This window comes from Gammaproteobacteria bacterium, from assembly GCA_022340215.1.
In the GTDB taxonomy this organism is placed as follows: Bacteria; Pseudomonadota; Gammaproteobacteria; order JAJDOJ01; family JAJDOJ01; genus JAJDOJ01.
Genome location: JAJDOJ010000180.1, coordinates 1 through 21,869 on the forward strand (window position 1 = coordinate 1; position 21,869 = coordinate 21,869).

Annotated in this window: 21 protein-coding genes, 1 tRNA gene and 1 pseudogene; 1 reads left to right on the forward strand and 22 read right to left on the reverse strand. The window is 63.3% G+C overall.

Translation table 11 applies throughout. The features are described 5' to 3' along the window. Window positions 1-239, forward strand: a 239-nt coding sequence (locus LJE91_12685) for a phage terminase large subunit family protein (protein ID MCG6869540.1), incomplete at its 5' end; no start/stop codon positions are given. A gap of 415 nt (window positions 240-654) precedes the next feature. Here LJE91_12685 and LJE91_12690 read toward each other — a convergent pair. From LJE91_12690 to nrdR, 22 genes and pseudogenes are all read right to left on the reverse strand, one after another. Continuing rightward, window positions 655-3,137: pseudogene (locus LJE91_12690) on the reverse strand (DUF927 domain-containing protein). Then, on the reverse strand, window positions 3,137-3,406 hold the full coding sequence (locus LJE91_12695) for a hypothetical protein (GenBank protein MCG6869541.1): 270 nt from the start codon (window positions 3,404-3,406) through the stop codon (window positions 3,137-3,139). Before LJE91_12695 ends, LJE91_12690 begins: the two are co-directional and overlap by 1 nt. Before the next feature lie 172 nt (window positions 3,407-3,578). Next, window positions 3,579-3,815, reverse strand: a complete 237-nt coding sequence (locus LJE91_12700) for a transcriptional regulator (GenBank protein MCG6869542.1) — start codon at window positions 3,813-3,815, stop codon at window positions 3,579-3,581. 155 nt (window positions 3,816-3,970) lie between these two features. Next, window positions 3,971-4,612 (reverse strand): hypothetical protein, encoded by a 642-nt coding sequence (locus LJE91_12705; GenBank protein MCG6869543.1) that lies wholly within the window; start codon window positions 4,610-4,612, stop codon window positions 3,971-3,973. A gap of 122 nt (window positions 4,613-4,734) precedes the next feature. Continuing rightward, a complete protein-coding gene (locus LJE91_12710; GenBank protein ID MCG6869544.1) occupies window positions 4,735-5,973 on the reverse strand; it encodes an integrase arm-type DNA-binding domain-containing protein in 1,239 nt (412 codons plus the stop codon). Between the two features lie 209 nt (window positions 5,974-6,182). Beyond that, a tRNA-Ala gene (locus LJE91_12715) sits at window positions 6,183-6,258 on the reverse strand. Window positions 6,259-6,299: 41 nt separating this feature from the next. Continuing rightward, entirely contained in the window at window positions 6,300-7,727 is a 1,428-nt protein-coding gene (gene gltX, locus LJE91_12720) for a glutamate--tRNA ligase (protein ID MCG6869545.1), read from the reverse strand. Window positions 7,728-7,870: 143 nt separating this feature from the next. Further along, window positions 7,871-8,761 (reverse strand): adenylate/guanylate cyclase domain-containing protein, encoded by an 891-nt coding sequence (locus LJE91_12725; protein ID MCG6869546.1) that lies wholly within the window; start codon window positions 8,759-8,761, stop codon window positions 7,871-7,873. A 240-nt stretch (window positions 8,762-9,001) separates the two neighbouring features. Then, entirely contained in the window at window positions 9,002-9,691 is a 690-nt protein-coding gene (locus tag LJE91_12730) for a TIGR02281 family clan AA aspartic protease (protein MCG6869547.1), read from the reverse strand. Continuing rightward, window positions 9,688-10,761 carry a PilT/PilU family type 4a pilus ATPase gene (locus LJE91_12735; protein ID MCG6869548.1) on the reverse strand — a complete coding sequence of 358 codons (1,074 nt, stop codon included), beginning with the start codon at window positions 10,759-10,761 and terminating at the stop codon, window positions 9,688-9,690. Before LJE91_12735 ends, LJE91_12730 begins: the two co-directional genes overlap by 4 nt. A gap of 24 nt (window positions 10,762-10,785) precedes the next feature. Next, on the reverse strand, window positions 10,786-11,880 hold the full coding sequence (locus LJE91_12740; protein ID MCG6869549.1) for a PilT/PilU family type 4a pilus ATPase: 1,095 nt from the start codon (window positions 11,878-11,880) through the stop codon (window positions 10,786-10,788). A 64-nt stretch (window positions 11,881-11,944) separates the two neighbouring features. Next, window positions 11,945-14,431, reverse strand: a complete 2,487-nt coding sequence (locus LJE91_12745) for a HEAT repeat domain-containing protein (protein MCG6869550.1) — start codon at window positions 14,429-14,431, stop codon at window positions 11,945-11,947. Window positions 14,432-14,485: 54 nt separating this feature from the next. Next, window positions 14,486-14,959, reverse strand: a complete 474-nt coding sequence (locus LJE91_12750; protein ID MCG6869551.1) for a hypothetical protein — start codon at window positions 14,957-14,959, stop codon at window positions 14,486-14,488. Window positions 14,960-15,078: 119 nt separating this feature from the next. Beyond that, the gene (locus LJE91_12755) at window positions 15,079-15,585 is read right to left on the reverse strand and encodes a phosphatidylglycerophosphatase A (GenBank protein MCG6869552.1); all 507 of its coding nucleotides are present in this window, start codon (window positions 15,583-15,585) and stop codon (window positions 15,079-15,081) included. After that, window positions 15,582-16,601 (reverse strand): thiamine-phosphate kinase, encoded by a 1,020-nt coding sequence (thiL, locus tag LJE91_12760; protein MCG6869553.1) that lies wholly within the window; start codon window positions 16,599-16,601, stop codon window positions 15,582-15,584. The genes LJE91_12755 and thiL overlap by 4 nt, the downstream gene beginning before the upstream one ends. Beyond that, window positions 16,598-17,047, reverse strand: a complete 450-nt coding sequence (gene nusB, locus LJE91_12765) for a transcription antitermination factor NusB (GenBank protein MCG6869554.1) — start codon at window positions 17,045-17,047, stop codon at window positions 16,598-16,600. Before nusB ends, thiL begins: the two co-directional genes overlap by 4 nt. 64 nt (window positions 17,048-17,111) lie before the next feature. After that, window positions 17,112-17,588: a 6,7-dimethyl-8-ribityllumazine synthase gene (gene ribE / locus LJE91_12770; GenBank protein MCG6869555.1), complete on the reverse strand. Its 477-nt coding sequence runs from the start codon at window positions 17,586-17,588 to the stop codon at window positions 17,112-17,114. Between the two features lie 80 nt (window positions 17,589-17,668). Continuing rightward, window positions 17,669-18,784, reverse strand: coding sequence for a 3,4-dihydroxy-2-butanone-4-phosphate synthase (ribB, locus tag LJE91_12775; protein MCG6869556.1), 1,116 nt, complete (start codon window positions 18,782-18,784; stop codon window positions 17,669-17,671). A gap of 13 nt (window positions 18,785-18,797) precedes the next feature. Further along, on the reverse strand, window positions 18,798-19,457 hold the full coding sequence (locus LJE91_12780; protein MCG6869557.1) for a riboflavin synthase: 660 nt from the start codon (window positions 19,455-19,457) through the stop codon (window positions 18,798-18,800). A gap of 16 nt (window positions 19,458-19,473) precedes the next feature. Further along, on the reverse strand, window positions 19,474-20,043 hold the full coding sequence (locus LJE91_12785; GenBank protein ID MCG6869558.1) for an MFS transporter: 570 nt from the start codon (window positions 20,041-20,043) through the stop codon (window positions 19,474-19,476). Between the two features lie 22 nt (window positions 20,044-20,065). Further along, entirely contained in the window at window positions 20,066-21,190 is a 1,125-nt protein-coding gene (ribD, locus tag LJE91_12790) for a bifunctional diaminohydroxyphosphoribosylaminopyrimidine deaminase/5-amino-6-(5-phosphoribosylamino)uracil reductase RibD (GenBank protein ID MCG6869559.1), read from the reverse strand. A gap of 79 nt (window positions 21,191-21,269) precedes the next feature. Continuing rightward, entirely contained in the window at window positions 21,270-21,785 is a 516-nt protein-coding gene (gene nrdR, locus LJE91_12795) for a transcriptional regulator NrdR (GenBank protein ID MCG6869560.1), read from the reverse strand. Window positions 21,786-21,869 lie beyond the last annotated feature (84 nt).

Here is a 21,869-nt window from a genome sequence, read left to right on the forward strand (position 1 = left end):
TAAGCCGGGAGGTTCGTACCCCGAAAGGGTGGGCGATGATGGGACGCAAGGGCGGTAACGAAGCCCTTGACCTGTTGTGCTACGACCGCGCCGCGGCGATCGTGCTCAACGCCGAAAGGATCAACTGGGACGCTCCCCCGCCATGGGCCCGACCGCAGGACACAAACCCGACGATCGTCGATGCCGACCGGCCGGCACCGAAACCGGAACCGTCAGCGCCGGAGAAAAAGCGGAGTTAGCGGGATATGTGGGATAAGAAAGCTAACTAGCCGCTCCCGCGGGCTCTGGCGAGGCCGGTTTCCAGTTGACCAGGTTCACGGGCACGCCCCGCAACCGCCCCTCGTCCATCCTGGCGGATAGCCCGGCGTCCATCACAGTCGCGAGCGCACCGGCCATCAGAAGTATTCCGCGTCCTCGTCCGAGCCCTCCTGCGCGCCTCCGACATTGTTGTTATCGGGGGGTACAGGGGGTACAGCATTGATTTCATTATCATAATCTGTACCCCCGGCTGTACCACCGTGGGGGTCCGGGGGTACAGCTCCGCTCGCGAATGTACCCCCTGTACCCCGGCCCACATCGTGCGAGGGTACGCCAAAACCCGCGTCATTACTGGCTGTACCCCCCTGTACCCCCTGTACCCCCTCGATTTTATGACTACAAAAGTGCGTCAGGGTCGATAGGATAAAGTTTGCGTTTCATGCCGTCGATCCGTAATTGATGCGCGCGCCGTCCATCGCCTCCCGCCTCCGGCAGCGCCCCGGCAGCCTGTAGCGCCGTCAGGCCGCGCTTGAAGTCGAAACCTTTCAGCGCCGTGCGCATCCCATCGCTAGTAAACAGGTAGCACCGACCCTCGGCAGGGTCGTCCCGCCACCAGCCTGCCCGGTCGATGGTCTTTCCCGGGTGGGTCGCATCAGCATCAGAAAATCGGCTATCCCCATGCCGATCGATAAAGTCGGCCACGGCCTGCAAGATTCGCTGATGCTCGTCGGGGGTCCGCCCCGTCCCTGAGGCGCGGTATGATCGCCACGCCTCGTAGGCGATGCGCGCCGCCTCCCCCGCCGCGCCCGTAGGCCACCCCGTCAGTCCATACTCCATCGCCACCTCCACAGCCAGTCCGACCAAAACGAACCGGGCGAGCGCCCGCTTTTCCTGCCCGTGCTCGGGCGGGTCCGGCCAAGTCGCCTGGATCTCGTCGAGCATCGCGCAGAAGTCGCGCGGGTCACGGGTCAGCCGGTCCAGGTAGACGCGCCCGGCATGTCCGTGGTGCAGGAGCGCCGCGCGTTTGAGTGCGTCGCTGAATGCAGATCCGCTGGCCGCGCCGTGCAGATCGTCCCATGCGCCATACCGTCCGCGTGCGGGTACGTCCAGCAGCCGGACGGCCTGTCCCGCCTTGATCCGGCCGCCCGCCTCGTGGATGGCGGTCTCGATTGTGTGTTCGCCGCTCGAGACGGCGACGCACCGCCACCGGTCGACGCGGCGCGCCGCTCCGCCCCGGTCCGCCCGTTGTTTACCTATTCCGTTGGCTATTCCGTTGGCTATTGCGTAGACGACTTTCCCCACGTCTCGCGGATCGTCTACCTGCCCGATCTCATCCAGCGCCAGCAAGCAATCATTATGAATCGCCGGCCGCGGCAATCAGGCCGTTTGCGGTTGCGTTCCAGCTACGCATGTATTCTTTTGACCCCCATACCGAGCATGCCGCTACGACTGCGGTCGTCTTGCCCGTTGCGCTGTCGCCGACGAGGTGTATCCCGCCGCTCTCGCCGTGACACCGCGCCAGCAGCGGCCCGCCGAACCCGGCCGAGATCGCCACCAACAGCACGGGGTTACCCCACCGCGCGCGCGGCGATCTCGTCACGCCAACCGTCCAGCGTGCCGGCTACCGTGTACGCGTCGTGCTGACGTACACCGCTCTGATAGATGACATCAGCCGCGTCCGGCCCGATCACCACATCTGGCAGCACGAACGACCCGTTACACCACCCGGTCTGCAGGGCGCAGTGGACATGCCGGGTCGGATGCACATGCTGGAGGTAGGCTGGGAGCATGCGCCGCGCCTGTTGCGGTTCGAGCTCGACACCCATGGCCAGCAACTCGCCGCGAAGTTCCGCGCCATCGGCGCGTAGCAGCTCCATCGGCATCCCCCATTCCCGCCACCGTCCGAGCGGGTTCAGAAACCGAAGCAGCCTCCCGAAGTTGTTCTCTTGGTGGTCGAAAGTCAGCGCGTCAATATGGACCGGAGAGCAGATCCACGTCTGGACCGGGTGCTGTCCGTCTTCGTGATGCTCCATCGCGCAGTAATACACACCCGCCGGGTACTGGCGTCCGCGTAACTCTGTGGCCGCATCCAACACGACGTAGCACGGCCTCGCATCAAGTTCGGGGAACTCGACCTGCTGCGCCGCCTCGACGAGGAACCCAGGTCCCGCCGCGATCCGCGCCGCGGCCTCGACGGCGAACCCCTCCTCGTGCGCGTCCGCCGCGTCCCATTTCTCGGGGAGCGTTTCACGCTCGGTCCCTTCCGGCAGCCGGCGGAACCCGTCCGGGTCGATCACCGCGACTCGAGCAGCGCCCGCTTCGAACACGAGCCGGACCACCGCTCTCGCGTAGCCCTGTCCGGCCTTGTCATGATCCGGCCAGATCCATATCGTGCGTTTGACCAGTGGCGACCAGTCGGCGTGCTGAGGAGACTGCGCGCCGTTCGGTGGCGTAGTTGCTACATGGAGAGGAAATAGTTCCTGACAGGCATCGGCGGCCTTTTCCCCTTCGGTTACGATGACCGTCGCATCGGGATGTGCGGCCAGCCGGTTCAGCGCGTACAGCGGACGGGGTGCGGGTAGCGCCTTCCACTGCCAGGCAGTTTTATCCGTCTCGCCGTGGCGACAGTAGGACAGCGGCCGGGTTTGCTTGCCCGCGCCGTTTCGCGCCTCGAACCGGTATACGAGGGTCAGTACCGCGCCGTCCGCGTCACGGTAGGCCCATATCCGGCAGGGCGCCCCCAGCTTGGAGTGACGCGACTTGGGCTTCGGCGCGTCGGCCGGGACCGGAGTGATCGGGATCCATTTCTTGAGCAGGTTTTTGCCAGGCGCCCGCCGCTCGGATTCGCACAGCGGATCGAAAGGATGCGGGTCGTTCATCACCGTACCCCCAGCATGTCCGTCAGCTTGCGCGCGGCGTCGGACTGAGATATATCATGCAGGTAAGCAGCCAGCGAGATGGGGTCGCCGCCGCGATCCCCGTTGGCAAAGTCCGCCCAGCGCCCGGTGACAACATTTACGCTAAACGACCCTGGTCGGCGGTCGTCGCGACGAGGGTTTCGGGCCACCCACTCGTTTCCCTGCCGACGCCCGTCCGGCAGCCACCGCGCGAGGAGCGCCGGCAGCACCGCCAGCGCGTACGCGTCGATGGCGGGGTAGTCGGGCGGGGTGTATCGTGTGCGGCCCTGGCGGCCCGTGCTGTGAGCAGGATTGGCACGGGATATACTATCTGTCCGGTCTCTATCGTGAGTGCTGGATATCCGCTCGATTCGATTAGGTGTCACCCCCGGCCCCGTCCGGCCGGGGGTCCCCCCGCCCCGCTCAACCCTCCTCCTGTGCCGCGCGTTCCTCTTTTGTGCGCCAGTCGCCGGTTCGGACCAGCCGGTCTATCTGGTCTTCGCGATACGCAGTCGTCCTCGGCCCCAATTGGATTCCCGGCGGGTATCGACCCGACTTCACCCCGGAGTACCAGTTGGACGGGCTGACCGGGATACGATCAGGGATGATCTGGCACAGCCTCAATAATGCGGGTTTCTTCGCCTCGGCCTTGTGTGACATGTCCTGCGCTCTCCGTGATGTAACGTGGAGACGATAGGAGACATCATCCGCGCGGCGTGCGGTAGCGTCCCAGATTAGGCGCAAAGGGGTACCAGATGGGGTGGATTTGGCCAGAACCCGCGCCACAGACGGGTTTCGACGGGACACCCTAATTTTTATTTTTTTCTTTCGTTCTGCCTAAGGATGGTGACGATGCGCTTCGTACCCCGCGATCCGAGTTCCGGGTGCAGTTTGTGAACATGGTATGTCATGTTGACGGTCTTTCGATCCTCCACGCCCCGGAACAGTTTCAACCACACATCGACGGCCGCCGCCAGCTCAGGCGCATAGTTGGGGTTGGTCGGGTTCATGAAAGGCATATCCGCCGTGATGGGGTCGCGGGTAGCGTCGCCGTAGGCCACCGGGCTATGGCCGTAATTCGTGCACCAGGTTTTCACCTCCGAAGCGGTAAAAGTTTGCCGCGCGTTAACGTCTTGGTAATAAAGCCCCTTTATCTGATACGGACCTATCTCAGGCGTGTTCTCGTCGAGTAGATGTTGACGAACAAGTAACATGTCCTCACCAGCTTTAGGAAAACCATGCTGCAGACAGAACGCGCGCTTGGAATTGTCATCAAATTCGTCTTCATTGTTCAGGTCTATCCCATCAGGAGGAGGAATATTCAGCACTACATGGACCGCCTTCCAAAGCGGCAGGGCCTGCGCCCGTCCGCATCGGCGCAGCGCGGCTATATCGGAATCGGAAAGACTGGCAACCCGGTTCGTGGCGTCCTGTAGCAGGTCCTCGACGGTCGGCATCGCGCACCCCCCCTCGCAAGTGCGATCCCTTTAGAAGCACCGGGGCGATCCGCCAAGGGAGCGGATGGTCGGGAGCTACCCTAGCCCCGGCGGGTTCGATTATACGGGTAAGACCCGCGCGGTCACTTCGTTACCCTGGTAGAGATTGGCACGACGTCCGCGCCGGCGCGCAGCGTGTCCAGGTAGTTGGCCCACCGTTGCATCATCGCCCTGCGCTCGGGTAGGTGGCTCGTCCTGTTGTAGGCTCGGCCGAGCGGATCGCGGACCTGGTGGGCCAATTGGTGTTCGATCAGCTCGGGCCGTTCGTGCAGCACCTCGTCCATCAATGTGCGGGCCATAGCTCTAAATCCGTGAGGGACCATGCGCGTCTTGTCGTATCCAAGGGCCCGTAGCGCTGCCAGCACGGCATTTTCGCTCATGGGTCTATCGCGGTGTCGGGCGTTCGGGAAAAGGTACCGCCCGTTACCGGTCAGTTCGCACAGCTCCTCGAGGATCGCCGCGGCCTGGCGGGACAGCGGCACAATGTGATCCGCCTTGCCCTTCATCTTCTCGCTTGGAATGCGCCATTCGGAATGGGACAGGTCGATCTCGCACCATTCGCCGCGCCGTAGCTCTCCTGGGCGGAGGAAAACCAGGGGCGAGAGATTCAGGGCGCAGCGGGTCACGAAGTCACCCTGATACCCATCGATGACGCGAAGCAACGCCCCCACCTCTTTGGGTTCGGTGAGCGCTGGGAAATGACCCTTCTTCACGGGCGGCAGCGCCCCGCGTAGATCGACCGCCGGATTCCGTGTGTGGCGTGCCGTGGCGATGGCGTACCGGAATACGGACGAGATGTCCCGCAATGCCCGATGCGCCGTTTCCACGCTACCGCGCTCCTCGATACGGCGCACTACGGACAGAATTTCCGGGGCCTCGACTTTCTTGACGGGCTGCTTGCCCAACCAGGGGAACACGTCGCGCTCAAGCCGCCGGATGATCCGTGAGCTGTGCGAATCGGTCCATGCTGTCTTTTGCTTCTGGTACCACTCGCGGGCTATGACCTCGAAACTGTTTTCGTCGAGGACATGTGCCGCCGTCTTGCGCGCGTTCTTTGCGGCGATCGGGTCAACGCCGTCGGCAATCAGGACGCGCGCCTTGTCCCGCCGATCCCGGGCGCTCTTGAGACTCACGTCCGGATACTTTCCGAGGGTAATCTGTTTCTGCTTGGCGGCGAATCGATAATTGAAGCGCCACAACTTCCCGCCCGCAGCCGTTACCAGCAGATAAAGTCCGCGACCATCGCTGACCTTGTAGTCCTTCGACCGGGGTTTCAGCGCATTGATGCCGGCCACGTTGAGGGCATCTGTTCTCCGTGCCATTCCCGCCTCCTCGATGTTGATAGATTCCGCTACTGGGATGTTGGTAGATTTCAAAAATGATGGTAGATCGGCCAGAATCTACCACCAAAATTGATGGGGCATCCGTGGATCTGTATACACCAGCTTGGAGTAGCGAGCAACAAAAAGCCTGCAGGATTGCAGGCTTATGGGTTTTTGCGGTGTTTAGTGGAGTTCCTGAAAGTATCTATTGGTGGAGCTAGGCGGGATCGAACCGCCGACCTCTACACTGCCAGTGTAGCGCTCTCCCAGCTGAGCTATAGCCCCCGAGGTAAGTCACCCAATCTACGATACGCGCCGATGGAGTGTCAAGCCGGCGCCTCCTGCCCGGCAGCGCGCGCCTCGATATACCGGATCGCCCGATCGATGCGCGCCAGGGAACTGTCCCTGCCGAGCAGTTCCAGCGTCGCGTCGATGGACGGCGATACCGGACCGCCCGACACGGCCACCCTCAATGGTTGCGCGACCTTGCCGAGTTTCAGGTCCAGGGATTCGGCGACATCCTTCACGACCTCATGCAAGGTCTCGGCTCGCCAGTCGGAAACCTCGGCAAGGCGTTCGCGAAGTGTCCGCATCGCCTCCATTGCAATGGGTCGCAACTGCTTCTTGGCCGCACTGGCGTCGTAGTCGTCGAAGTCCTCGTAGAAATACCGGCTCTGTGCGACCAGTTCCTCCAGTGTCCGGGTCCTTTCCTTCTGGACATCGAACAGCGTCTTGCGATCCGGACCGTTGTCCGTCGAGATTCCCTGCCGGGTGAACTGGTGGTCGAGCATCTCCACACAGTCCTCGTAGTGGGCAGACCTGAGATAGTGCTGGTTCAACCATAGCAGTTTTTCCGTGTTGAACGCGGCAGCCGACTGGTTGATGTCCTCTACGTCGAACAGGGCGATCATCTCTTCCCTCGAAAAGATTTCCTGGTCGCCGTGCGACCAGCCGAGGCGCACGAGATAGTTGACCAGCGCATCCGGCAGATAGCCATCGTCGCGATACTGCATGACACTGACCGCGCCATGTCGCTTGGAGAGCTTCTTCCCGTCCTCCCCGAGGATCATCGGAATGTGGGCGTAACGCGGCGGTTCGACGCCCAGCGCGCGGAAGATATTGATCTGGCGCGGGGTGTTGTTCAGGTGGTCGTCGCCCCGAATGACGTGGGTCAGTTCCATGTCCATGTCGTCCACGACAACGGCGAAGTTGTAGGTCGGCGCCCCGTCGGCCCTGGCGATGACCAGGTCGTCGAGTTCCTCGTTGTTGAACGCGACCTTACCACGCACGATGTCGTCGACGACCACGGTCCCCGAAAGCGGATTCCTGAACCGGACGACCGGCTCCACACCTTTCCTCGGCGGCCCCGAATAGTCGCGGTAATGGCCATCGTAGCGTGGCTTCAGCTTTTTTTTAAGCTGCTCCTCGCGCAGGGCGTCGAGTTCCTCCCGCGTACAGTAACAGTAGTACGCCTTGCCCTCGTCCAGCAACCGGGTGATGACCTCCTGGTAACGTGCCATCCTCTGCGTCTGGTAGAATGGGCCCTCGTCGTAGTCCAGTCCCAACCACTCCATGCCCTGAAGAATCGCGTCGATAGAAGCCTCGGTGGAACGTTCGCGATCGGTGTCCTCAATTCGCAGGATGAATTCACCCCCCATTCGCCTGGCATAGAGCCAGGAAAACAGAGCGGTTCTGACACCGCCGATATGAAGATATCCGGTTGGGCTGGGGGCGAATCGCGTGCGTACCTTCATATCCCGGGGCTTCGCAGGGTAGATTGAGAAACGCGCCGATGGTACCAGAGCACGGCCGTGTACAACACTGGATCGAAGGGGGGCCGTTTGGAGATGGGAAGCGATTCGTCGCCGGGAGCATCGCCCGCCTCCCGAAGCGTGCCCTACTCGCAGGAAAACCGGATGAGGTTAGGGTCTCCTTCGGTCACCGAACGTCCGAGGCTGATGAATCCGCTACCCCACAGCGGCATCTCCTCCCGGCGCAGGTAGGTCTCCTGCCCGTCCTGGCTACGGATGAAGGTCCCGTTGGTGCTCAGATCGACGTATACATACTTGCCGCGTCGAAACTCGATGCGGCCATGGAGACGCGAGGCAAGTTCTGAGGGGACGACCAGGTTGCGCTGGGCCCCGCGCCCGATGGTGAATTCCAGGGTATCGGGCCCGATGAGTTCCTCCGAATCACCGCATGACACCCTGAGGAATTGCATCGTTTCGCTGCCAATCAGTGACACACGGCTGATGATATGGGTGGCGTCCTCGCCCTCCCAAAGGACCTCGTACATCGTGACCTCACCCTGCCTGCCGGGCACCGTCGCACGGTCGAACAACCGAGTATTGGCGGAGAGCGGGGCCGACAGCCTGTCCACCGTGGATTCGGTCGTGATGATTTGCCGCGCCTTGGCGACCGCGGTCATGCGCGCCGCCAGATTCACCGCATCACCGAAGATATCGTTGCGCTCGAAGATGGCCTCGCCGAAGTGCAGGCCTATCCGGACCGACGGGGTCTGCGGGTCGATCTGCTCCCGCGCCCTCAGCAGGTCGTGCATCTCCTGCGCGGAATTCACCGCATCGTCCGCCGTGGGGAACCAGCACATGATCTCATCGCCGACGGTCTTGACCACCTTCCCGTGGTGGCGGACGCAGGTCTCGGTGAGCCTCAACAGACAACCGGTCACCATGTCCTGGGCGCGCGAGTCGCCGAATTCCTCGTACAGACGCGTACTGCCTGCGATATCGGCGAACAGGACCGCGCATGATCTGACCGTTCCCGTCATCTGCTGCCCTTGGCTCCACCCGAAAGACCGCCGGGTTCGATACGCCACCCTGACGGTGACCGCACAGCACCAGGTAATATGAAGTGCCCGTGCCTCTCCCTGATATTGCCAGAATACGGCAAGCAATGGACTATTATTCATAGCCTGGCGGCCGCCGCCCGGCAGTCCCCCGCTACGCTGCATGGGATTCGACCGATCGCCCGAAAAGGGGCGCACTAGGAGCCTGTCGGGTGTCGAGAGTCAGTACTTCAGTTCGAGGTAAAGGACCCGGCCGTCGTTGCGGATCTTGAACCGGTTCAGAAACGACATCCCGAGCAGGATCCGCTCGGGCTCGTTTCCCGGCATGACGTAGGCCTCGACATTCCTTTGCATCACACCTCCGACGGTCACCCTGGCGAGCCGGACCCGGTACGCGATCGTCGGACCGGAGGCCGTCTCCACGCGCACTCGCTCCCCGGTCCGCTTGTAGTCCAGGCGCATGCGCCTGGCATCCGTCTCGCTCAGAGCCACCGCGGAAGCGCCGGTATCGACCAGGAAACGCGTGCTGTGCCCGTTGATCGATCCAGACACCGCATACAGACCGTCGGCTCCCCTCGGCACCGTCACACTCGGGGCCTCGCGCGGCGCGAAATTGGAATGTACCCGGGACCCGAGCGAATAGACGGCCTGCCTGCCTCCGATCTCCAGCACGGCCTCGTCCGGGTTCGCCCGGATCAGGGTGACCCCCTCGGGGCTCGTCTCCCCGTTGGACAGGACCCGCCGCTTCCCGTCGATCACGACCACGGCCTTGCCCTCGAACAGGCCCATGACCAGGATATCGTCGACCGCGCACGCCTGGTGCCCGGCGCCAGCCAGCATGATCATCGACGCGGCAAGCCATCCGCGCCGCAGCCGGCGGTATCCCTCCGGCGCGAGCCTGGAAGGTGTCACAACCCCCCTCCGCCCGCCCCGACATACCTTTCGAACTGCGCCTTGACCTGCGCCGCGGCGTACGCCGTCTTGCCACTGATCACATTGCGGTCCAGCAACCCCCGCAGGGCGTTGTCCATGCTCTGCATCCCCATCAACGCACCTCCCTGGATGGCATTTTCCAGTTGATCCAGCTTTCCTTCGCGAATCGTGTTTGCCACGGCCGGCGTGTTGACCATGATCTCCACCGCGGCCGCCATGCCTTGCCTGTCCTCGCGTTTGAGTAGTTGCTGGGCGATCACACCCCGCAGCGAAGTCGACAGCATCGTTCTCACATGGGATTGTTTGTCCCCCGGGAAGGTGTTGATAATCCGGTCGATGGATGCCGCCGCGCTGTTGGTGTGCAGGGTCCCGAGAATGAGAATCCCGGTCTCCGCCGCCGTGACCGCGAGGCTCACGGTCTCCAGATCGCGCATTTCACCCACCAGGATGATGTCGGGGTCCTCACGCAGGGCCGATTTCAGGGCTTCCGCGAATCCCGAAGTGTGTTCACCCACCTCGCGCTGACTGATCAGGCACTTCTTTCGCGAATGGACGAACTCGATCGGATCCTCGATGGTGAGTATGTGGCCTCGTACCCGCTCGTTGATGGCATTCACCATTGCCGCGAGCGTGGTGGACTTGCCCGAGCCCGTCTTTCCAGTCACCAGAATCATGCCGCGCCGCTGCATGCAAAGGTTGTGCACAATCGACGGCATTTCGAGTTCTTCCAGCGTGTACGCGGCGGCGGGAACGTAGCGGAACACCGCCCCGACGCCGCCGAGATGGCGAAACATGTTGACGCGGAAGCGGGACTCGTCATCCCTGGCATAGGTGAAGTCGGCGTTGTCCCAGGTCTCGAAGACTTCCCGGATTCTCGGCGAAAGGATCCCGTAGAGATTGTCCTCCGCGTCCTGGCGGGACACGATCTCGTCTCCCATCCTGGCAAGCTCACCATAATGGCGCATGCGCGGCGGATCGCCCGCGATCAGGTGCAGATCGGATCCGCCCTGTGCGACCATGAAATCCAGCAGTGCGTCCAGTCTGGTCATCGTGTGTCCGGGCCGGGCCGTCCCTCACCCACCGGCGAGATCGATCTTGGGTAACAGATTGGGATCCGTGACGAACCGCTGGAAGGATTTCTTATCGACCGCGTGCAGGTATGCGTCATCGGGGTCAACCTGTTTGGTTTGAACGGCATCCAGCAACGCCTGGTCCATCAACTGCATTCCCCGCGACCGACCGGTCTGGATCTGGTTGGGAATCTGAAACGTCTTGTCGCTCATCAGGAGATTTGCGATCGCGGGGGTCGAGAACATGATCTCGACGATGGCCTTGCGGCCACGCCCGTCGAAGGTACGGACCAGCGTCTGCGTGACCACCGCCCGCAGGCTCTGCGACAGGAATGCCTTGCCCTGCACACGCTGCTCGGCCGGCAAGGCGTCCAGCATGCGGTCGATCGACTTGACCGCCGAGGTCGTATGCAGGGTACCGAGCACCAGATGGCCGGTTTCCGCCGCCAACATCGCCATGCCGATCGTCTCGGGGTCCCGCATCTCCCCGACGAGAATGATATCGGGGTCCTCGCGCAATGCCGAGCGCAGACCGTCGGAAAAGGTACGCACATGGGTCCCCAACTCGCGTTGTATGACCTGCGAGCGCTTGCTGTGGTGAATGAATTCCACCGGGTCCTCGAGAGTGATGATATTGCTCTGTCGCGTAGTGTTCAGGTCGTCGATGATGGCCGCCAGCGTCGTGGACTTGCCGGTTCCGGTCGAACCGGTGATCAGAACCAGCCCGTGGTTATAACCCGTGACCGTCCGAACCGCATCCGGAAGGCCCAGCGCGGCGATGCCCGGGATTTCAGAGGGAATGTACCGCAGCACCGCTCCGATACCGCTGGACTTTCTGAACAGGTTGACCCGGAAACGGCCCGCACCTTCGGACATGTACGAAAAATCCAGGTCCGATCCGCTGTTGAACCGGGACTGTTGCGAACTGGTGAGGATCTCCGTCATGTAGCCTTCCAGTTCCGCATCCCCCAGGTCGCGAAACTTGATCGGCAACAACTCGCCGTGCAGACGAAGCATCGGCGGTACGCCGACGGCGAGATGGACATCGGAACATCCCTGTTCCAGGCCGAGTTTGAGAAAGGCGTCTATGCGAGGCATGGCTGACACCCGCCTGGGACGCTGCGGTAACGCAATCCCGCAGCGCGACATTGATCGGTCGCGTTCACCCAGATTCGGCCCTGGTCAGGGCGAGTTGTCTGTCGACCTGCTGCTTCAGTTCCTCCATCGACTGGAATCGTTGGTCCACCTTCGCCGCCATGGCCTTCAATACGATGTCGCCAAGGTCGCCGGACACGCGCGGGTTACTTTCCTGCGGGGGCCGCGCCCTGCCCTGGACATGCTGATACATAATCGACATGCTGTCATCGCCCGAGTAGGGTGGCTCGCCGGTGAGCATCTCGTACATCATAACCCCCAGGCAGTAGATGTCCGCCCGCGCGTCGAGTTTCTTGCCGAGGACCTGTTCGGGGGACATGTAGGTTGGCGTCCCGATGATCAGCCCTGTCTTGGTCAGGCGTGTTTCCATGTCCCGCGAGGCCGCGGCGACACCGAAATCCACAATCTTCACGACATCGTTGTCATCGATCAGTATGTTGTTCGGCTTCAGGTCCCGGTGAATCACATTGGCGTGGTGGGCGCACATCATCCCCTCGCAAACGTCACGCAGGATCTTTAGCGTGCGGACCGGATCCGACGTCTTGCCACCGCGGATCTCGGCGCCCAGCGTGTGACTCGGAAAATACTCCATCGAAATTGCCGGCGAATCCCCGAAGGTGATCAGGTCGTAGATCCGGATCACGTTCGGATGGGTGATCTTTCGCGCGAAGCGCAGCTCGTGCACGAAGCGCTTGATGACCGTCTCGTCGGAAGCCACCCGCGCATTGAGGAACTTCAGTATCAGTTCCTCCCGCACCATCTGGTCTTCCATCAGATACACGGTGCCGAAAGCACCCTTGCCGACCTGCCGGATGAAGCGGTAACGGTCCGCGAGAAGATCGCCAGGTTCCATACCCGAGGGATCGACGGCCCCGCTTTTCAGTGTTCCGGCCTCGCGTGTCACCGAGCCCGCCATCGAGACCGTACCGAGTCCGCTCCATGAATCCCGAGGCGTCACCAGCGATCCCCGATCGTCTGCCGAGACATCGGTCGAGGAACACATCGCTGCGAGCTTGCGTGACAGACCCGTGGCCTGATTCCGAATCCCCTCGGGTGCGTCGCGCAGGGCCCTTTCGATCTCCTGAATCACTATCGGGGCATTCGGCTCGTCGGTAATCACGGCGAGCGTCTCGAGCACCTCGCGGCGCACGGCATCCGAGCTCGATTGCAGCAGACCCAACAAGGGTTTTATCGCCTTTGTGGCACCGAGTGTCGACAGTGCGCGGACGATGACACCAATCATCTTCTCGTCCGACTGCTCCTTACCGAGCATCTTCAGCAAAACGGGCACGGCCTTCGCGTTGCCGAGCGCCGCCAGTCCGTCGATGGCGCGTTCTCGCACCCACCAATCGCTGTCGCCCAGCGCGTCGATGAGCGCGTCGTAGGTCCGCTCGTCTCCGGTGGAATTGATGATCTCGACGGCCATGCGCCGGATGAATTCGTCGTCGTCGCGAATCAGGTGGACGACCGCGTCCACCACCCGCGGTCCCCCGATCGTTCCCAGGGCGTCGGCCGCGCGGCTGCGCACCCACCAGTCCTCGTCCTTGATCGCCACGAGCAGGTCCTTGATGGAATCCGCCTCGGCAAGCTCGTTCAACACCTCGACCGCCGCTCGCCGCGTATACTCCGACTCGTCGCGAAGCGGACCGACCAGGTGCCGCACGGTCGAGGGATCCTTCATCTTCACCAGGGCGTCGACGACCTTCTCCTGCATCTTCAGATCCTGATCACTGAGCATCCCGCACAACTGGGCCACGTCCATACCGGCGTCCAGCTGAATGAGAGACTCCAGGGCGGCCAACCTCACGGCGCGGCTCTCGTCATCCAGCATCCCACGCAGCGCCGACTGCACGGTCGGGTCGTTGAAACTGGCGAGCGACTTCGCGATCTGAGTACGCAGCGCCGGGGCCTTGGCGTTCTGGCGCGAAACGAGATGGGGCGCCAGGGCGGGATCCGCAATACTCTTGATGATCCGGAACAGCATGACCAGGTCCGAGTGCTCCAGCTTCGATGCCTGCCGCAGCAGGCCCTCCGCCGGGATTCCGTCGCTGTGGGCGGAGAGAATCCCGAGCAGTGCCGGCTTGGAGATGTCGGGGTTGTCGAACAGCGCGAGGAAACGTGACGAATCGATGCCGCGGGCGTTTTTCAGGGCCGTAACGACACCGTTGACGACTCTGGGATCCGGACTTTCCAGCGCCGGATAGAAGGCGTTCAGGTGGCGGTTGTCCGCCAGTTTCGACAGTAGCGCGACGATCGCTTCGGACTCGCTGCGCGGCGCGGTTTCGAGCCTTGCGATAAGCTTCGGTATGGCCGCCCCGCCGAGCCCCTTCAGACGATCGATGGCCTGGGCGCTGTCCGCCGATTCCAGGTTCCCGGAAGCCAGGACCTTGTCCAGCAGGCGGTCGGCGCGCAGTCCCCCGAGCAGTCCCCCGAGCAGTCCCATCACGGCCGTCAGGCTCGCATGGGCAGAAGCGGACCCGACTGCCAATTGCATACAATCGCGCTCGGCAATGGTGCACCGATTTGCCGGGGAGGCGTCATGGTAGATTCACTCCTCCGGCGCGACCTGAACGATATAGGCGGTATTCACGAAGCAAACGTCCCCGTCATCGAGGTGGATCTTCACAAAACTGCCACCGCCGCTCCTGCTGTTGATGTAGTCGAAAAGGCGTGCGTTCTCCGGCGGGAGGAGCTCCTGGATCGTACCTTTCAACCGGGTGCCGTCCATCATGTGCAGGCTGCATGCGAGCCTCACCAGTTCCGCGCTTTGTTCCGGCAACTCCTGTGGATAGATCACCCGCACGATCGAACGCTTGTTGTAGAAGCGGATCTCTCCGGACTCATCCAGCGCGATCACCAGGAACGGATCGGGATGGTTCAGTACCTCAATCGGTTTCTCCTCACCGACGGAGTGGGCGCTCTGGGGGAGAACGAACATCGATCCTACGACCCGCCCTTCTGGGTGTATCCAGATCGTAACCGGCCTGCGTTTCTTGGGTATCTGGAACGTCTCGTTATTCATCGTTTGGAGAACCCCCTGAAACTCGATTTCGCTTCGCTGCGGACGCACTATCGCGACGAGACGTCCGGTGAGCCTTGAACGCTACTCCTGTTCCGGATTTCTTGTCCCTATGGATAATACTATATCGTCGACAGACTGCCCGAGAGCACCTGGATCAGCCACAGCAACAGGGCTGCATACAGCGCGGCGATAGCGTCGTCGAGCATGATGCCGAAACCACCCGACACCCGGGCGTCGGCCCAGCCGATCGGCCAGGGCTTCAGGACGTCGAACAGGCGAAACGCGAGGAACCCGGCGATCACCCAGGGCCACCCCCCCGGTACGAAGGCCATGGTGATCAGGTATCCCGCTATCTCGTCCCAGACGATGCCACCGTGGTCGTGAATCCCGAGGTCGCTTGCCGCACGCCCACAGATCGGTATGCCTGCCACAAACACGCTAGCTGTCAGCAGCAGATAGATTCCGGTGGGCAGTGGCGCCATCAGGAGATACAGCGGAACGGCCGCTACCGTGCCGGCGGTACCTGGGGCAACCGGCGACAGTCCGGACCCGAATCCGAAAGCGAGAAAGCGTACCGGATTCGAGAAGACAAAACGCGCCGTGACGATTGTCTGGGCGCTGCTCATCGGAAGTGCTCGTATCCCGGATGCAACTCGATTCGTCGCTCGACCTCCCCGTCGTGAAATCGGATTCCCGGCCGCGCGACGATGCGCCCGATACGCGTCACCCGGTGCCCGATGTCGCCGAGTCTGCTCCCCACCTCGTGTTCCGCTTCCGGCATCACGGTAAACAGCAGTTCGTAGTCGTCCCCCCCGGCGAGGGGCAGCTCCCAATCGACTTCCCGTCGCCCGGCATCCAGGATGGCCCGAACGGGTTCGGACAACGGCAACGCATCGAGCATGATCTCCGCCCCCACCCCGGCACTTTCCCGAAGCACATGGCCCAGGTCGGCGATCAGACCATCGGAGACATCGATCGCCGCACTCGCGAATCCCGCAAGCCTCATCCCGGTTTCCACCCTGGGCACCGGCAGATCCAGCCGCGACCGGCAGTACTGGCGCGACGCCTCGTCCAGTTCGATCTCTCCGAACACACCGCGTAGACCCAGGCACGCGTCTCCGAGTGTACCTGTCACGTACAGACCGTCGCCCGGGCGCGCGCCGCCCCGTCGCAGGTAACCGTCCCCGGCGACCGTCCCCAGCGCCTGAACCGTCACCGAGAGCGGGCCGCGCGTGGTGTCTCCGCCGACGATGTCCAACCCGTATCGACCCGCGATATCGCGCAGGCCGGCGGCAAAGTCCTCGAACCACGCGCCGTCTGCCGAGGGCGCAGTGATCGCGACCGTTGCCCATTGCGGTTGCGCCCCCATGGCGGCCAGGTCGCTGAGATTGACCGCGAGGGCCTTGTGTCCGATGGCGAAGGGCGCCGTATCGCTTGGGAAGTGGACTCCCGATACCAGGGTATCCGTGCAGGTCACGAGCAGCCGGCCTGCCGCAACGGAGAGAACCGCCGCGTCGTCGCCGATGCCGACCCGTACGTCGTCGCGCAACGCAGGGCGACGAAAATGGCGGTCGATCAGCGCGAATTCACCGCCGGTGTCGTCCCCATTCCCCGCGCCCGTCCGCCCCGGGGATTGCGTCATCCGCCGGGGTTGGCCTCGGTGGCGCGGGTCCGCTCGGCCACGCCGTCAAGAACAGCGTTGACGTACTTGTAACCGTCCTCGGCGCCGAATTTCCTCGCCAGCGATACCGCCTCGGTAATTACCACCCGGAACGGCACGTCGGGACGATGGACGAGTTCATAGCACCCCGACCTGAGCAGCGCCAGCTCGACCGGATCGATCGAGGAGACGGCGCGGTCGGCATACCTCCCGATTTCCGCATCGAGTTCCGCGGTATTGTCGCGCACGCCGCGCACGAGTTCACGGAAATAATCCGCGTCGGCCCGACGCATGTTCTCGTCCAGTGCGAATTGGTCGAGGATCTCCCCGGTCTCCCCGCCGCCGACCTGCCACTGGTAAATAGCCTGCAGGGCGAGCCTTCTGGCCCAGTGCCGCTGGTGACGCAATTGATTGGGGATTGCGCTCATACCGAACTATCGGATCTCCGCCACCGTACCCAGTACGGGCCTGCTTGACAGGGGGCCACCGATGTCAACCCTTGAGTTCCTGAAGCAGGTTGACCATCTCAATCGCGCCCATCGCGGCGTCCACTCCCTTGTTCCCGGCCTTGGTGCCCGCACGTTCGATCGCCTGCTCGATGGTGTCGGTGGTCAGCACACCGAGGAGCACCGGCAGTTCATGGTCCAGGGAGACCCTGGCCAACCCCTTGGCGCACTCCCCGGCAACGTAGTCGAAATGCGGGGTCGATCCCCGGATGACACAGCCGAGCGCGATGACCGCGTCGGCACGGCGCGCGGCGGCCACGCGTTTTGCCGCCAGCGGGAGTTCCCAGGCCCCGGGGACGTAGATCAGCTCGACGTCAGCCTCGGACACGCCATGACGGCCGAGTGTATCCAGCGCCCCGGCTACGAGTTTCTCCACGATGAACCCGTTGAAACGCGAGGCCAGGATGCAGTATTTCGCGTCTCCTGAGACGAGTGCGCCTTCTATGGTACCAATGCCGGTCATCTCCCTTCCTCAATCTGATTACGATATTTCCGACTTACACCCGCGCCGCCGCCCATGCGCGTGATACACGGGCGGTGGCGTCATTGAACGTATTCGACGATCTCCAGGCCGAAACCACCCAGGCCATGGAACCGTTGCGGGGCGCTCATGACGCGCATCTTGCGCACGCCCAACTCGACCAGGATCTGGGCCCCGATCCCCAGGGTGCGCCGGTCGGCAAGACCCTGCCGGGAAGAACGCTGACGCGCGGTTTCCAGCCCGTACTTCAGATTGCGAAAGTCCTTCAGTAACGCGGTGGCATCCGGCAGGCGGCGCAACAGTACGATCACGCCACTGCCCTCCGCGGCCACCTTGCGCATTACATCCCTGAGGGGCCAGCCGCAGCTCTCTCCCCGGACCGCCAGGACATCGCAAAGCGTATTCTCGATATGAACGCGCGTCAGTACGGGCCGTTCCGGCGACACCTCGCCGCACACCAGCGCCAGGTGTAGTTCCTTTCCGGAGATCTCCTCGAAGGCGACCAAGCGGAACTCGCCGAATTCCGTCTCAAGCGGCATTTCCTCGACCGGACGAATCGTGCGTTCGTTCTCCACGCGATATCGGATGAGATCCTCGATAGTCCCCATCTTCAGGCCGTGTTCCCGGGCGAAGATCTCCAGGTCGGGACGCCGCGCCATGCTGCCGTCCTCGTTGAGGATCTCGACGATCACCGCGGCTGGTTCCAGCCCCGCCAGTCGTGCGAGGTCGCAGCCCGCCTCGGTATGCCCCGCGCGGGTCAACACGCCCCCGGGTTGCGCCATCAGCGGAAAGATGTGTCCCGGCTGCTCGATGTCCTCGGCCGTGGCGTTCGGAGACACCGCCGTGCGGATCGTGTGGGCGCGATCATAGGCCGAGATCCCGGTGGTCACTCCCTCTCGCGCCTCGATGGAGACCGTGAAGTTCGTGGTCTGCTGGTCGTTGGTGGATCCGACCATCAGCGGAAGATTGAGTTGCCGGCATCGCTCCCGGTTCAGCGTGAGGCAGATCAACCCCCTGCCGTAACGCGCCATGAAGTTTACATCCTCGGGACGGACCATCGAGGCGGCCATCAGCAGGTCACCCTCGTTTTCCCGATCCTCGTCGTCCACGATAACCACCATCCGCCCCTGACGGATATCGTTGACGATTTCCTCGATGGTATTGAAAGGACTGCTCATGACGGGTACCGCTTCAGCCGGCGAAGCCATGTTTCGCCAGTAATTCGTAATCGATGCCGGAACCCCCGGCGCCCGTGTTCGACCCGCGGCTCAGCAGACGCTCGAGGTAGCGCGCCAGCAGATCGACCTCCACGTTGACTCTCGTCCCCGGCTGGTAGTCTTGAAGCGTGGTCTCCTCCAGGGTGTGGGGAATGATATTGACGTCGAATGCGTTCCCCTCGACCCGGTTGACCGTCAGGCTCACGCCGTCCAGGCATACGGAGCCCTTGGTGGCAATGTAATGCGCCAGCGCGTCCGGCACGGTGATGGTGAAACGCACCGAACGCCCGTCGGGCTGCCGCGAGGTCACGTGTCCGATCCCGTCGACATGGCCGCTGACCAGGTGACCGCCGAGCCGGGACTGCGGCGTCAGGGCCTGCTCCAGATTGACCGCCGACCCGGTGCGCAGACCACCGAAGGTTGTCTTCGACAGGGTCTCGCCGGAGACGTCGACCCAGAAACCGCCCGCGTCCATCGACGTGACGGTCAGGCACACCCCGTTCACCGCAATGCTGTCGCCCAGCGACGCCCCGGAAAGGTCGAGCTTGCCCCCCTCCACGCGTACCCGCGTGTCCTCGCTTTTCGGCTCGACGGCGCCGATCCGGCCGACCGCCTCGATGATTCCAGTGAACATTCGATCGCGTCCTGACTCAATCCAGCCTGACAGTGTACCGCGTCATCGGTAACGACGTGGCGTTGTTGAACTCCGCCCCCGCCTCGACCCCGGCACGGGCGATGGCATCCGCCTCATCCAGGCGATCATAGAGCGCGTGCATGGCGCCCAGGGCGAACTCGGCGCCCGACCCGATGGCCCAGAAGCGGCTGTATTCGAAGACCTCGCGCATCGAATAGAAGGCGAACACCCCATGGGGGTTGACGATCAGGGCGTCCATGCGGCTCGACTCGTAGGGGTCGTCGTCCTCGTCCTTGGGGTTGAGGAAGTATTTCTCCTTCAGGGTCGGGTGCAGCGTCAGGAGGGTCTCGAAGATCTCGAGCCGGCTGCCGAAGCGCGTTGAAGACCCGCTGCCCCCCAGCAGGTTCTCCATCACGATGTGGTGGGCCGCGCTTCCGACCATCCCCATGTAGCTGTCGCCGAAGCGGCGGATCTTGTCGTGCGCCATCTCGTAGTGGCTCGCCAATCGGGTATCACCGAAGGTGGTGAGCGTATCGGCCGCGATACTCGCGTGCGAACCTTTCCGGACTGCTACGACCGTCGACATGCCGTTGTAACCCTCCAGACAATCATTCCTTACCCGAACCCGTCGGGTGCAGGATCATACGCAGGTCCGGTCCGACGAACCGCACTTCGGTAAATCTCAGGTCGATCCGATCGCTCATCGTTGATACGGCAGGCAAGCAGGCCAGACCTCTCGCCCCGTCACCCATCAGATGGGCCGCCATGTACACGACCAGTTCGTGCACCAGGCCCTCCGCCAACAGCGCGCCGGTCAGTGTCGCACCGGCCTCCACGTGCACCTCGTTGACCTCGCGCACCGCCAGCGTCTCCATGACAGCCTGGAGATCGAGCCCGGTCGCGGATCCTTCGACCTGCGCCACCTCCGCGCCCGACTCGCGCAAGGTGTCGATGCGTGCTGCGTCCTGCGACGTAGTGAGGATCAGCATCTGGCCCGGCAGCGCCAGCATTTTCGCATCGGTCGGGGTCCGCAGTTCGCTGTCGAGCACAACCCTGAGCGGATGGCGGACCGGCTCAACGATGCCGAGTTCCGCTGCGGTCAACCGAACGTTGAGCGAGGGATCGTCGGCGAGCACGGTACCAACCCCTGTCAATACCGCCGAACTGCGCGCGCGCAGGTGCTGCACGTCACGCCGCGCCGCCTCTCCCGTAATCCACTGGCTCTCCCCAGAGGCCATGGCGGTACGCCCGTCGAGGCTCATGGCGGTCTTCACGCGCACCCAGGGCCGACCCGATCGCATGCGCGAGAGGAAACCCCGGTTGAGTGCCTCGGCCTGTTCCGCCATGAGACCGGATTCGGTCTCGATCCCGGCGTCCCGCAGTTTCGCGATACCCTGTCCCGCAACCAGGGGGTTGGGATCCACCATGGCCACCACGAGCCGGGCGACGCCCGCCCGCAGCAATGCATCCGAGCAGGGAGGTGTCCGGCCGTAGTGCGCGCACGGCTCCAGGGTCACGTAGGCGGTCGCTCCGGGCGCACGGTCGCCAGCCTCCCGCAGGGCCTCCAACTCGGCGTGCGGGCCGCCGGCACGTTCGTGCCAACCCTCCCCGACGATCTCGTCCCCGCGCACCAGGACACAACCGACTCGGGGATTCGGATCGGTGGTGTACAGGCCGCGCCCGGCAAGGCGAAGCGCGCGCGCCATGTAGCGGGCGTCCCGCGCGTCGCTCATCGTTATGCTGACCGGGACGGATCGGCGAGGCGATCCCATCTCCGGGGGTCGCGAGCGACAAGGGTCGGGGAGAGGGGGATCACGGCTTCGGAGGCTTGTCTTCTTCGAGCAGCGTCATCTGACTGTCCAGCATCTCCGGCGTCAGGTCCTGCTCCAGCAGTTCGACCAGCTCGCGGAAGGCCCGGATGTCCTCGAAGCTGCGGTAGACGGACGCGAACCGCACATAGGCGACCTGGTCCAGTCCCCTAAGGGCGTCCATCGACCACTCGCCGATCCGCCTCGACGGGATCTCCCGCTCGCCTGAGGTCAGGGCGCGGCGCTTGATGCGGTCGATGGCCGCCTCTACGCGGTCGGTCGAGACCGGCCTTTTTTCCAGCGCATAGAGCAGACCCTTGCGCAGTTTCTGCTCGGAGAAGGGTTCGCGCCTTCCGTCCCGCTTGACCACGCGGGGCAGGTTCAGCTCGGCGTACTCGTAGGTGGTGAAGCGCTCACCGCAGGACGGACACAGTCGACGCCGCCGGATCTGGTCGCCCTCACCGGCAAGCCGCGAATCGACCACCCGCGTGTCCTGCCCGTTGCAGAACGGACATCTCACCTCGCGGCGCTCCCCGGTTGATACCCCTGCAACCTGGTGCGATTAAACCCGCAGCAACGCAACATGCCAGGCCCGCAGGCGGTG